At 46.8% G+C, this 12,917-nt stretch carries 11 protein-coding genes and 2 other annotated features; of the genes, 8 read left to right on the top strand and 3 right to left on the bottom strand.

What is annotated here, in order from left to right:
* Positions 1-5 precede the first annotated feature (5 nt).
* Genes leuD through leuA form a run of 3 tightly spaced genes read right to left on the bottom strand, consistent with a single transcriptional unit; the run spans position 6 to position 3,463 of the window.
* Positions 6-503 carry a 3-isopropylmalate dehydratase small subunit gene (gene leuD, locus IJ369_RS02980; protein WP_290715808.1) on the bottom strand — a complete coding sequence of 166 codons (498 nt, stop codon included), beginning with the start codon at positions 501-503 and terminating at the stop codon, positions 6-8.
* Positions 503-1,777, bottom strand: coding sequence for a 3-isopropylmalate dehydratase large subunit (gene leuC, locus IJ369_RS02975; protein WP_290715806.1), 1,275 nt, complete (start codon positions 1,775-1,777; stop codon positions 503-505). The genes leuD and leuC overlap by 1 nt, the downstream gene beginning before the upstream one ends.
* A 27-nt stretch (positions 1,778-1,804) precedes the next feature.
* Positions 1,805-3,463, bottom strand: a complete 1,659-nt coding sequence (leuA, locus tag IJ369_RS02970; protein ID WP_330612908.1) for a 2-isopropylmalate synthase — start codon at positions 3,461-3,463, stop codon at positions 1,805-1,807.
* A 128-nt stretch (positions 3,464-3,591) separates the two neighbouring features.
* Positions 3,592-3,843 (bottom strand) — a binding site (T-box leader).
* A 191-nt stretch (positions 3,844-4,034) separates the two neighbouring features.
* Here leuA and IJ369_RS02965 point away from each other — a divergent pair.
* The 8 genes from IJ369_RS02965 (at position 4,035) to pheT (ending at position 12,821) form a co-directional block, all read left to right on the top strand.
* Positions 4,035-5,636, top strand: a complete 1,602-nt coding sequence (locus IJ369_RS02965) for a SpoIID/LytB domain-containing protein (RefSeq protein ID WP_290715804.1) — start codon at positions 4,035-4,037, stop codon at positions 5,634-5,636.
* A 3-nt stretch (positions 5,637-5,639) separates the two neighbouring features.
* Positions 5,640-5,900 (top strand): hypothetical protein, encoded by a 261-nt coding sequence (locus IJ369_RS02960; RefSeq protein ID WP_290715802.1) that lies wholly within the window; start codon positions 5,640-5,642, stop codon positions 5,898-5,900.
* Between the two features lie 3 nt (positions 5,901-5,903).
* Positions 5,904-6,206, top strand: coding sequence for a hypothetical protein (locus IJ369_RS02955; protein ID WP_290715801.1), 303 nt, complete (start codon positions 5,904-5,906; stop codon positions 6,204-6,206).
* Positions 6,207-6,220: 14 nt separating this feature from the next.
* Complete coding sequence (locus IJ369_RS02950; protein ID WP_290715799.1) at positions 6,221-6,499, top strand: hypothetical protein; 279 nt, start codon at positions 6,221-6,223, stop codon at positions 6,497-6,499.
* Positions 6,496-7,530, top strand: a complete 1,035-nt coding sequence (gene queA, locus IJ369_RS02945) for a tRNA preQ1(34) S-adenosylmethionine ribosyltransferase-isomerase QueA (RefSeq protein WP_290715797.1) — start codon at positions 6,496-6,498, stop codon at positions 7,528-7,530. The genes IJ369_RS02950 and queA overlap by 4 nt, the downstream gene beginning before the upstream one ends.
* A gap of 143 nt (positions 7,531-7,673) precedes the next feature.
* Positions 7,674-8,993, top strand: coding sequence for an AAA family ATPase (locus IJ369_RS02940; RefSeq protein ID WP_290715795.1), 1,320 nt, complete (start codon positions 7,674-7,676; stop codon positions 8,991-8,993).
* A 68-nt stretch (positions 8,994-9,061) separates the two neighbouring features.
* Positions 9,062-9,283, top strand: a binding site (T-box leader).
* A 65-nt stretch (positions 9,284-9,348) separates the two neighbouring features.
* Positions 9,349-10,368: a phenylalanine--tRNA ligase subunit alpha gene (gene pheS / locus IJ369_RS02935; protein WP_290715793.1), complete on the top strand. Its 1,020-nt coding sequence runs from the start codon at positions 9,349-9,351 to the stop codon at positions 10,366-10,368.
* Positions 10,369-10,421: 53 nt separating this feature from the next.
* Positions 10,422-12,821: a phenylalanine--tRNA ligase subunit beta gene (gene pheT / locus IJ369_RS02930; RefSeq protein WP_290715790.1), complete on the top strand. Its 2,400-nt coding sequence runs from the start codon at positions 10,422-10,424 to the stop codon at positions 12,819-12,821.
* Positions 12,822-12,917: the final 96 nt, after the last annotated feature.

The following is a 12,917-nucleotide window of genomic DNA, read 5'->3' as shown; positions in this document are numbered from 1 at the left end:
TCACCTTAACCTTCGATTTTTTCCTTTGTATATGTTACCAAGCCGCCTGCAGCCATAATCTTCTGCATGAATTCAGGGAAGGGTTCTGCTTTGTAAGTTTTGCCCTTTGTTTCATTTGTGATGACACCAGTGTTGAAATCAACAGAAACGGTATCGCCGGCTTCGATATCGTTGGCTGCTTCTTCACATTCCAGGATAGGCAGGCCGATGTTGATAGCGTTTCTGTAGAAAATGCGAGCGAATGTGGAAGCGATAACGCAGGAAACACCTGCACATTTGATCGCCAGAGGCGCGTGTTCACGGGAGGAACCGCAGCCGAAGTTCTTTGTAGCAACCATGATGTCGCCTTCTTTTACGTTGTTTACGAAATCTGCATCGATATCGATCATGCAGTATTTTGCCAGTTCTTCGCCGCTGGATACGTTCAGATATCTTGCGGGGATGATAACGTCTGTATCGACGTTGTCGCCATATTTGAATACTTTACCTTTTGCTGTTTCCATTATTTGTTCCCTCCTGCGATTTCTTCGGGGTCTGCGATGTAGCCTGCGATTGCGGAAGCCGCTGCAACAGCGGGGCTTGCCAGGTATACTTCACTTTCTGTATGACCCATTCTGCCTACAAAGTTTCTGTTTGTTGTGGAAACACAACGTTCGCCTGCTGCCAGGATGCCCATATGGCCGCCCAGGCAAGGGCCGCAGGTAGGTGTGCTAAAAATAGCACCTGCTTTTACGATATCTTCCACGTAGCCCAACTTGATGCAGTCCAGATAGATCTGCTGTGTTGCGGGGATAACGATGGTACGAACTTTGGGGTTAACCTGTTTGCCGCGCAGGATATCTGCAGCGATCTTCATGTCATTCAGTCTGCCGTTTGTGCAGGAGCCGATCACAACCTGATCAATCACAACTTTGCCAGCTTCATCCACTGTCTTTGTGTTTTCGGGCAGGTGAGGGAAGGATACTGTAGGTCTCAGTGTGCTCAGGTCGATGGTATATACTTCGTCGTATTCTGCATCTTCGTCTGCTTCGTATACAACGGGTTCTTTTATGGAGTGTTCTTTTACATATTCCAGAGTTTTTTCATCAACGGGGAAGATACCGTTCTTTGCACCGGCTTCGATGGCCATGTTTGCCATGGAGAAGCGGTCATCCATTGTCAGGTACTGGATACCATCACCAACGAATTCCATGCTGCGATACAGAGCGCCGTCAACACCGATCATGCCAATGATGTGCAGGATGATGTCCTTGCCGCTGATCCATTTTGCGGGTTTACCTGTCAGGACAAATTTGATGGCACTGGGTACTTTGAACCATGCTTCGCCTGTTGCCATACCGATGGCCATATCTGTAGAGCCGATACCAGTGGAGAAGGCACCCAGCGCGCCGTATGTACAAGTATGAGAGTCCGCACCGATGATGACCTGACCGGGCACTACGATACCTTTTTCGGGCAGCAGGGCATGTTCGATACCCATTTGGCCTACGTCGAAGAAATTCTTTACTTCCATATCATACGCGAAAGTACGGCATGCTTTGCACTGTTCTGCTGCCTTGATGTCTTTGTTGGGCGTGAAGTGGTCCAGAACGATGACTACTTTGTCCTTATCAAAAACTTCCTTTGCGCCTGTTTTTTTGAATTCTTTCAGAGCAACAGCTGTTGTGATGTCGTTGCCCATAACTACGTCCAGTTTTGCCTGGATGAGCTGTCCTGCTTTTACGCTTGTTTCCCCTGCATGGGCTGCAAGGATCTTTTGTGTCATTGTCATTCCCATGATATTTTATCCTCCGTATCTAAAATTTTATTTGATGATCTTGTTTGTTGTGCTGACTACGGCACGCAGACCGGATTTTGTGATGTTGCTGGATGTGCCTGCGCCGAAGTACATGCCGCCTTCGTTATCAGCAATCTGGATATAGCAGATCGCTCTGGATTTTGTGCCGTGGGACATGGAATGTTCACGATAGTCCACAACTTCCATTACGATACCAAATTTATCTTCGATGGCATGGCAAAGAGCGGAAATGATACCGTTGCCTTCGCCTGTGATTGTAATGGGTTCGCCATGATAGTTGCACTGTGCTTCGATGGCAACGTCTTCATGGTTTTTCAGAACGATTTCTTTATAGCTTACCAGTTCCAGAGGAACTCTGTTGTCTACATACTCATCGATAAATGCTTCATAGATATCAGCAGGAGTCAGGTCTTTATGACGCTTGTCGCTCATGCTTGTTGTAATTGTACTGAAATCCTGCTGGAATGCCTTGGGCAGATACAGACCGTAGTTCTGTTCCAGGATGAAGGCTACGCCGCCCTTGCCGCTCTGGCTGTTGATACGAACGATAGGGTCGTAGTTTCTGCCAACGTCCATGGGGTCGATGGGCAGATAAGGAACTTCCCATCTGTCGGGATGCTTCTTCATTGCTTCCATGCCTTTTCTGATGGCATCCTGATGAGAGCCGGAGAATGCTGTGTAAACCAGAGAGCCTGCATAAGGGTGTCTGGGGGAGATGAACATTCTTGTGGATTCTTCGTAGATATTAACCGCGTCATCGATATGGCTGAAATCCAGTTCGGGGTCGATGCCCTGAGAGAAGATGTTCATTGCCACGTTCATGATGTCTGTGTTGCCTGTTCTTTCGCCGTTGCCGAACAGTGTACCTTCTACACGGTCAGCGCCAGCCAGCATAGCCATTTCTGTTGCTGCTACGGCTGTGCCGCGGTCGTTGTGAGCATGCAGGCTGACATAGATGCTGTCTCTGTATTTCAGGTTATCGCAGCAGTATTCAATCTGGTCTGCATAAACGTTAGGTGTTGCCATTTCTACTGTAGAGGGCAGGTTGATGATGGCTTTGTGATCGGGTGTAGGCTGCCATACATCCAGAACTGCGTTGCAGATTTCAACTGCGAAGGGCATTTCTGTACCTGTGAAGCTTTCAGGAGAATATTCAAAGAAGAATTCTGTTTCGGGGATCGCTGCAGCTTCTTCCTTGATCTGTGTTGCACCTGCTACTGCCAGGTCGATGGTTTCCTGCATGGAATTGCCGAAAACAACGTCTCTCTGCAGAGTAGATGTGGAATTGTACAGATGCACGATGGCCTTTTTAGCGCCTTTCAGTGCTTCGAATGTTTTATGGATGATGTGAGGTCTGCTCTGTGTCAGAACCTGTACCACAACGTCATCGGGGATCAGATCGTTTTCGATCAGATGTCTTGCAAATTCGAATTCTGTGTCGCTGGCTGCGGGGAAGCCGATTTCGATTTCCTTAAAGCCTGTATCCACCAGGAACTGGAAGAATTTCAGTTTTTCAGGCAGATTCATGGGGATTTCCAGAGACTGGTTGCCGTCTCTCATATCAACGCTGCACCATACGGGGGCTTTTTTGATGGTGTTGCTGGGCCATTTGCGGTTGGGCATATCCATGGGGGGATAAGGTCTGTACTTTGTGTAGTTCATCATTTGTGGTTCCTCCTTAGGTCTGTCGTGTTTTCTAAATCTTATGTGTCTTGTGGTGATTTTATCTTTGGTTCGTGATTTTCGTTAGGTTTGAAGAGCGGGGGAAAATAGAAAAGCCCTTCATCTCTGTCTTAAGAGACGAAAGGCCATAACCATCCGCGGTACCACTCTTTTTTATCCCGAAAGGGGATACGCTTTTACAGATACGGGCTTTAAGCCGATATCCTGTCGGGGTAACGGTCGACTGCCGGTTGCACCTACTGCTTTTCTTTCAGCGAACCACTCCGAGGCCAGTTCAAACATTCTTTCGCTGCCTGCTCGCACCAGCCGCAGGCTCTCTGAAAACATCTGAAGGTTTTACTATTCCTCTTCTTCGTGTTTTTTTGTATCAGAATAAATACAATTTAAACACCGAATTGTATTTTTGTCAATACAAATTCTGAAAATTTTTTGTAAAATTTTTCTATATTAGAAATTGGAAATAATACTGTCAGGATATAGAAAGTTATGTTATAATTTAATGATAAAATATGAGTAGTATGCTCATGAAAAATCTCCAAACAGGAGGGGTAATATGAAAGGAAAAAAACAACTTGCTTCTATTCTGGCCTGTGCCATGCTCTTTGGTGCAGCCCCTGTGGAGGCAATGGCATATGATGTGCCCGAGACTGTTCGTGTCGGGTTGGAATCTATCTGTAAAAATGTTTCTTCTGCTACGATTGGCGCGTGGGAACTGCGTATCGGCATGGAAGATGACGGCGATTTTGAAAAAGGCGGCGTGATCACATCCAGCGGCATTTTCACAGCAAAGCCTGCTACGGGTGAATTTATCGCTATCGATGATGAAATGGATTGTGAGGATGCGTTGAGTCTGGCGAAAACCTTATCTAATATGGGGCTGGATGCTTACGCAGCATATCTGGAAGATGAGGACTGGAATGTTTATGTAAAAGGTTCTTCTGTTTCTGTGGTGGAAACCGCATCCAGAAAGTCTGCCAAGAAGGTATCCGGTTTTGAAGGCTACAGCATCACAGGCGGAGAAGCGGCTGTCATCGTGCCTGAAGAAGCGGTGTTGATGGGCGGAAATGTGGATGATACATTCAAATTAAATACCATGCCTTATCGCGGCATGCTGACTTTCGCTGTGAATGGTACTACGATGACTGGTGTGAATGTTGTTGATCTGGAAGAATACCTTTATGGTGTTGTTCCTTCCGAAATGCCCCAGAGCTATCATGCGGAAGCACTGAAAGCCCAGGCCGTTGCGGCACGTACATACGCCATGACGAAGTTGGGCGCCCATACAGGCAGCGGATATCAGCTTTGTGATACCACAGCCTGCCAGGTATATAAAGGCTATAGTAACGAAGCATCTTCCACCACAGTGGCAGTAGATGCTACTGCGGGGGAAGTTGCCTGTTATAACGGAAGCCCCATTGAAGCAGTGTTCTCTGCTTCCACCGGCGGCTATACGGAAAACAGTGAAAATGTCTGGTATGCAGCAGTGCCTTATCTGCGGGCAGTGCCTGAACTGGGCGAATATGGCGACAACAGCTGGACGAGAGAATTGACCCTGAACGAACTGACCGACCTTCTGAATGCCAAAGGCGAAGGCATTGGCACAGCGAAGGATATCGTTATCACCAAGCTTTCCACCGGCGGTCGTGTGCAGGAACTGCAGATCGTCGGCACAAATGGCACAAAAACACTGACAAAAGAAACCATCCGTACCTATTTCTCTTCTGCCTGCGGCAGCCTGCCCAGCAAGATGTTCACCATCAATGGCAAGGGGGGAGAAGTAGGCCAGCACAGCGGGGCTGCATCTATGACCACACAGACTACTGTAAAGAGTGGTCTGCTGGCGGCAGTTTCCAGTAAGGGTATCATTGCCAAAACAGAAGGGGCATTATCCTATCTGAACGGCAAAAATCTCTCCGTAGAGGTGGAAGCGGCAGAATCTGCGGGTAAGCCCTCTGTTTCTGTGGATAACAGTGATTATGAAGTATATTCTGTGAATATCAGCACAGTGAAAAATGGAAAATTTGTATTCGAAGGCGTTGGTGTTGGCCATGGCGTCGGCCTGAGCCAGAAGGGCGCCCAGTATATGGCGCAGCTGGGCTATGATTATCAAGATATCCTGCACCATTATTACACAGGCATCACCATTGAGGATTAAGCTATGAAAGATTGGAGGAAATTCCTGCTTTCCTGCAAGGGCTGGCAGGATGAAAAAGGAAATACCGTTGTTTTTTCCGACAGAGGGCTGATCGGTGAGCCAAACGGAGATGAACTCTGGTTGTTTTTGGACGAAGGACTTCGCTGCGGCGGTATGCACCGACACATTGACCCTAAAAAAGAAGCAGTGAAGGAAGCTCTGCTAGGGGTAGGAAAAACAGAACTCTGGGAAGCCATTGAAAGAGATTGGAACGAGGAGGAATGAGAGATGTTTTTTGAAAAACTGACAGAAGAACAGATCAGAGAAGTTATGAATGTCATTTCCGATGACGGGGAATTGACGATTTTGAAAATTCGTACCTATGATAGCAGCTTTGATGATGCTGTTGCCGTTTCCAATGTTCCGGAGGTAACAGCGAAATTCCAGGAGGACATCGAAACCTATCAGCTGTATGATTATAATATCCGCGGCAAAAACCGTGCCGGCGCAGGCTCTGACTATGTTTACAGAACACTGATGTATAAATGGTTCGGTGATGAATATGCAATCAAATACTTGCTGGAACATTAAGGGAGGGAACAGATATGTTTGTAAAAAGACTGAAAGACCATGAAATTGAACAGATCATGCGAGCTGTTTCCGATGACCCTGAATGTGAAGTAGTAGATATCTTCCGTAAGTTAACAGACCCTGAAGTTGTTATCAATTCTCAGGATATGGAAGAACATTATGTGCTGCATGATTACGACATCGAGGGCTTCGATTATCTGCCTGATGATGCGACGATCACTTATCGTAAGGAAATGTTGAAAATTATTGGTATAAAATATGCTGAGACATATTTATTGAAAGGAACAAGATGAAAACAAGTGATTTTTACTTTGATCTGCCTGAGGAACTGATTGCCCAGGAGCCTTTGAAGGACAGAGCGTCCAGCCGCCTGATGGTGGTGCATAAGGATACTGGCGAAAGAGAGCACAGACATTTCAGAGATATCAAGGAATATCTGAAAGCAGGGGACTGCCTTGTTATCAATAACACAAAGGTGCTTCCTGCCAGAATGTACGGCGAAAGAGTGGGTACAGGCGCAGCCATGGAAATCCTGCTTCTGGTGAGAAGAGATATGGATACATGGGAAGTGCTTGTAAGACCCGGTAAAAAAGCAAAACCCGGTGATAAAATATCCTTCGGCGGCGGCAAGCTGGTGGCGGAGGTGCTGGAAGTTATCGAAGGCGGTAACCGTATTATCAAATTTGAATATGAAGGCGTTTTTGAAGCGATTCTGGACGAGTTGGGCGAAATGCCTCTGCCTCCCTATATCACCCATAAGCTGGAGGATAAGAATAGATATCAGACCGTTTATGCGGAGCATGAAGGTTCTGCAGCAGCCCCTACAGCAGGGCTTCACTTTACGCCTGAATTGCTGCAGGAAATCGAAGAAATGGGTGTAAAAATTGCCCATGTGACATTGCATGTTGGCCTGGGAACCTTCCGCCCTGTAAAGGTGGATAATGTGCTGGACCACGAAATGCACTCTGAATTTTATGTGGTAGAGCCCGAACAGGCGGCCATTATGAACGAAACAAAGAAAAACGGCGGCAGAATCATCGCCGTGGGTACAACCAGCACCAGAACACTGGAATCCGTGACCGATGAAAATGGCATCATCCAGCCTAAGACTGGCTGGACGAAAATCTTTATTTATCCCGGTTATGAATTCAAGGCGGTAGATTGTCTGGTGACAAATTTCCATCTGCCGGAATCTACCCTCATTATGCTGGTTTCCGCATTGATGGGGAAAGATTTGGTAATGGAATCTTATAAAAACGCTGTGGCCGAAAGATATAGATTTTTCAGTTTTGGCGACGCTTGCCTTTTCTTAGCAAAGGAATAATATGAAGATAATAGGGCCTTGTCCTGTTTCTCTCTTACCCTGCAAAAGCGATAGTTTTGCGTATCGGGGTTCCAAGGGGAATGATTCCCCTTGGCGGGAGTCAGAGGGCAGGGCCCTCTGAATAAAAGGCGGTGAAAAGAAAAATGGATTTATTTGAATATAACCGCAGCCTGCAGGGCGGGAAGGATGCTCCTCTGGCGGCGCGTATGCGCCCCACAACGCTGGAAGAATTCGTTGGTCAGGAGCATATTGTCGGCAAGGGAAAACTGCTGTATCGTGCCATTAAGAGCGATAGACTGAGTTCTGTTATTTTTTATGGCCCTCCCGGTACGGGCAAGACTACACTAGCGAAGATCATCGCCAATACCACAAAAAGCGCTTTCCGCCAGATCAACGCCACTACTGCAGGTATCAAAGATATCAAGGAAACGGTAGAGGATGCTAAGGCAGATTTGGGCATGTACGGCAAAAAGACGATTCTGTTCATCGACGAAATCCATCGTTTCAATAAAAGCCAGCAGGATGCATTGCTGCCCCATGTGGAAGATGGTACGATCATTTTGATTGGTGCCACAACGGAAAATCCTTATTTCGAGGTGAATAAAGCGCTGGTTTCCCGTTCCATCGTGTTTGAACTGCGCCAGTTGGAAGATAAGGATATCAAGGTTCTGTTGCAGCGGGCGCTGGCGGATGAAAAGAATGGCATGGGCGTGTATCATGCGGAATTGGATGAGGACGCTTTGTCTTTCCTTGCCAATACAGCCAACGGCGATGCCCGTACGGCTTTGAACGCACTGGAACTGGCAGTGCTGACCACTGACCCCAGCAAGGATGGAACGATACATATTACCCTGGAAGAAGCCCAGGAATGTATTCAGAAGCGGGCATTGAATTATGATAAAGATGGGGATAATCATTACGACACCATCTCCGCTTTTATTAAGAGTATGCGCGGCTCTGACCCCGATGCAGCGTTGTACTATCTGGCAAAGATGATCTATGCAGGGGAAGACCCGAAATTTATCGCTCGCAGAGTTGTCATTTGTGCTTCTGAGGACGTTGGCAATGCTGACCCTCATGCTCTGCAGGTGGCAGTGGCGGCTATGGAAGCGGTGAATTTTATCGGCATGCCCGAAGGGCGTATCCCTTTGGCGCAGGCGGTGACTTACGTGGCCTGTGCGCCGAAAAGCAATGCGGCTTATCTGGGTATTGATAAGGCTTTGAGCGATGTGCGAAATATCCGTATCCGTACTGTTCCCCCTCATCTGAAGGACAGCCATTACAGCGGCGCCAAGGAACTGGAGCATGGCATTGGCTATAAATATGCCCATAATTATCCCGGTCATTATGTGGAGCAGCAGTATTTGCCTGATGAGTTGGTGGGTACTGTATACTACGAACCGACAGACAACGGTATTGAACGCCGCATTAAGGAACATTTGCGCCGCCTGAAAGGGGAATAATGGTGAGAAATAAAGGTTTTTCCTTGACTTTGCAAAACATTATGGTAAAATAAATTTATTGTGAATATTTAACGACTGTGAAGATGAAAAGTATGCAGTGAACTGCTTCAGAGAGAGGGCTTTCGGAATCGTTCCGAGCTGAAAGAGCCTTTAGTTTGCGAAGCTGCAGAAGTTCCCATCGGAGTCGGCTTCCTGAACGAATAGTAGGGGAGTCCGTTTCATGCACGTTACGCATTAGAGTGCCTGTGATAGCAGGAATTTGGGTGGTACCGCGAGCCTTCGTCCCTTTGTGTGACGGAGGCTTTCTTTATAGCATGAAACTAATCAACGTTAAAATATGAGAGGAGCAAAAGTGATGAAGGATAAGTTGAAACTGATCCAGGAAAAGGCACTGGCAGCGTTCCAGGAAGCCAGAGAACTGAAAGATGTTGATGAACTGAAAGTAAAATTCCTTGGTAAAAAAGGTGAATTGACAGCCATTCTGAAAGAAATGGGCAAACTGTCTGCCGAAGAAAGACCTGTGATTGGCCAGATGGCAAATGAAGTAAGACAGAGCATCGAAAAAATGCTGGAAGAAAGCAAAAAACGTCTGGAAGCAGCAGAAATGGCCCTGAAACTGGAAACAGAAAAAATCGACGTAACTATGCCCGGTAAGGAAAGACCCGAAGGTCATAAACACCCCATGAGCATCGTTATCGACGAAATCTGCGATATCTTCAAAGGCATGGGCTACGAAGTAGCCGACGGCCCCGAAATCGAAAAAGACTACTATAACTTTGAAGCACTGAATATCCCTGCGAACCATCCTGCAAAAGACGAACAGGATACATTCTATATCAACGGCGATATCCTGCTGAGAACACAGACATCCCCTGTACAGGTTCGTACTATGGAAAAAGGCAAACTGCCTATTCGTATGGTTTGCCCCGGTGCGGTTTATCGTTCTGACGAAGTTGACGCAACACATTCTCCTGTATTCCATCAGCTGGAAGGCATGGTAATTGATAAAAACGTTACAATGGGCGACCTGAAAGGCGCGCTGGCAGTATTCGCAAAAGAACTGTTCGGCGAAGATACAAAGGTTCGTTTCCGTCCTCATCATTTCCCTTTCACAGAACCCAGTGCGGAAATGGACGTAACATGCTTCGCTTGTGGCGGTGAAGGCTGCCGCGTATGCAAAGGCGAAGGCTATATCGAACTGCTGGGCTGCGGTATGGTTCATCCCAAAGTTCTGAAAATGAGCGGCATTGACCCCGAAGAATACAGCGGTTTCGCATTCGGTATGGGTCTGGAACGTGTAGCGATGCAGAGATACGGCATCACAGACCTGCGTCTGCTGTTTGAAAACGACGCGAAGTTCTTGAAACAGTTCTAATCTTTGGGACAGCGTCCCAAGGTTTTGTTATAAACGAAAGGAGAGTTATTTTCATGGACGTACCTATGTCTTGGATGAAAGAATATGCACCTGTGACAACAGATATCAAAGATTTTATTGAAGATATCACATTGTCCGGTTCCAAAGTAGAAGGCTATACAACAGTAGCCGGTGAAATCAAAAACGTAGTAACAGGCTATATCAAAGAAATCGTAAAACACCCCCATGCGGATAAACTGGTTATCTGCACCATCGACGCGGGCCAGGGCAAAGACCTGACCATCGTAACAGGCGCACCCAATGTAAAAGTTGGCGATTATGTTCCTGTTGCTCTGGATAACTCCGTGATCGCCGGCGGCAAAGAGATCCACACAGGCGAATTGCGTGGTGTTATGTCTGAAGGTATGCTGTGTTCTATCGAAGAACTGGGCTGCGACAGACACGACTTCCCCGAAGCACCCGAATACGGCATCTATATCTTCCCTGAAGCAGTAGAACTGGGCAAGGATATCGTAGAAGTGCTGGATCTGAAAGATGAAGTAGTAGAATACGAAATCACATCCAACAGACCCGACTGCTTTTCCGTTCTGGGTATCGCAAGAGAAGCTGCTGCAACTTATGATATCCCCTTCAACTACCCTGAAATCACAGTGAAAGAAGAAGCGGAAGGCAAAGCAGAAGACTTCGTTAAAGTAACAATCGAAAATCCCGAACTGTGCCCCAGATACGTGGCAAGAGTGGTGAAAAATGTAAAAATCGGTCCTTCTCCCAGATGGATGAGAAAGAGACTGCGTATGGCAGGCGTTCGTCCCATCAATAACATCGTTGATATCACAAACTATGTGATGATCGAAATGGGTCAGCCCATGCATGCTTTCTCCATCGAAACCATCAAAGATAGCCATATCATCGTAAGAAACGCAAAAGAAGGCGAAACAATCACAACACTGGATGGCCAGGTAAGAAATCTGGATCCTTCCATGCTGGTAATTGCTGACCCTGAAAAAGCAGTTGCTATCGCAGGTGTTATGGATGGCGAAAACTCCATGATCGTAGAAGGTTCTCAGGCAGTTCTGTTCGAATCTGCAAACTTCGATGGCCCCAACGTTCGTATCACAGCGAAAAAAGTTGGTCTCAGAACAGACGCATCCAGCAAATTCGAAAAAGGTCTGGACCCCAATCTGGCTATGGAAGCAGTAAACCGTGCCGTACAGCTTGTTGAACTGCTGGGCGCTGGCGATGTTGTTCCCGGCGTAGTAGATGAATACCCCAACAAGAGAGACACTTGGGAACTGTCCTACAATCCCGCTTGGATTAATAAATTCCTGGGCACAGATATTTCCGAAGAAGAAATGCAGCAGATCTTCGAAAAGATCGAACTGAAAGTGGATCCCGTAAATCATATCGTTACAATTCCTACTTTCCGTCCCGACCTGGAAGCACAGGCAGACCTGGCAGAAGAAATTGCTCGTTTCTATGGCTATAACAAGATCGAAGCAACTCTGGCAAGCGGCACACCTACAGTTGGTAAGAGAACATACGAACAGAGCATCACAGCACTGGTGAAAGATACAGTGATCGCAAACGGCCTGTGTGAAGCAATGACATACAGCTTCGAAAGCCCTAAGGTATTCGATAAACTGCTGATCCCCGCGGACAGTGATCTGAGAAAAGCCATCGTGATCTCCAACCCTCTGGGTGAAGATTTCTCCATCATGAGAACAGTATCCTTCAATGGTATCCTGACATCTCTGGCAACAAACTATAACAGAAGAAACGAAAGTGCAGGTCTGTTCGAAGTAGCAAAAGTTTACATTCCCAAAGCACTGCCTCTGACAGAACTGCCTCATGAAATCCCTACACTGACAATGGGTATGTACGGCAATATGGATTTCTATGATCTGAAAGGTATCGTAGAACACCTGATGAATGTACTGGGTATGGGCAAAGTTGCAGAATATGTAACAGAAAAATCCCTGCCCTGGATGCACCCCGGCAGAACTGCTTCCGTTATCGTAAATGGCGAAAACATCGGTTACCTGGGTGAACTGCATCCCGCAGTGCTGAAAAACTACGGCATTGGCACAAGAGCATATCTGGCTGTTCTGGATATGGAAAAGATCATTGCAAATGCAAACAGAGACGTAGTTTACAAAGCACTGCCTAAATTCCCCGCACTGACAAGAGATATTGCTATGCTGGTAAAAGAAGATGTAACAGTAAAAGAAATTGCTGATGTTATCAAGAAGAACGGCGGCGCATATCTGGAAGAAGTAAAACTCTTCGACGTATATCAGGGTGCGCAGATCGAAGCAGGTCACAAATCTGTGGCTTACTCCATCGCATTCCGCAGTGCAGAAAAAACACTGTCTGATGCAGACATCGCAGACGCTATGGATGCGATCCTGAAAGGTCTGGCAGAAGAACTGGGCGCACAGCTGAGAGATAAATAAGAATCTTCAAAACGGCGGAGAACGCCTCAAATCCTTCGGATTTTCGGTGTTTTTGCTACGCAAATGAAAACAAAAAAGATGTTCGATTGAGCAAGC

Origin of the sequence: Anaerotignum sp. (genome assembly GCF_017483025.1) — a bacterium.
In the GTDB taxonomy this organism is placed as follows: domain Bacteria; phylum Bacillota; class Clostridia; order Lachnospirales; family Anaerotignaceae; genus Anaerotignum_A.
Note: the sequence above shows the minus strand (reverse complement) of the source record. Positions and strands in the feature narration are given on the sequence as shown.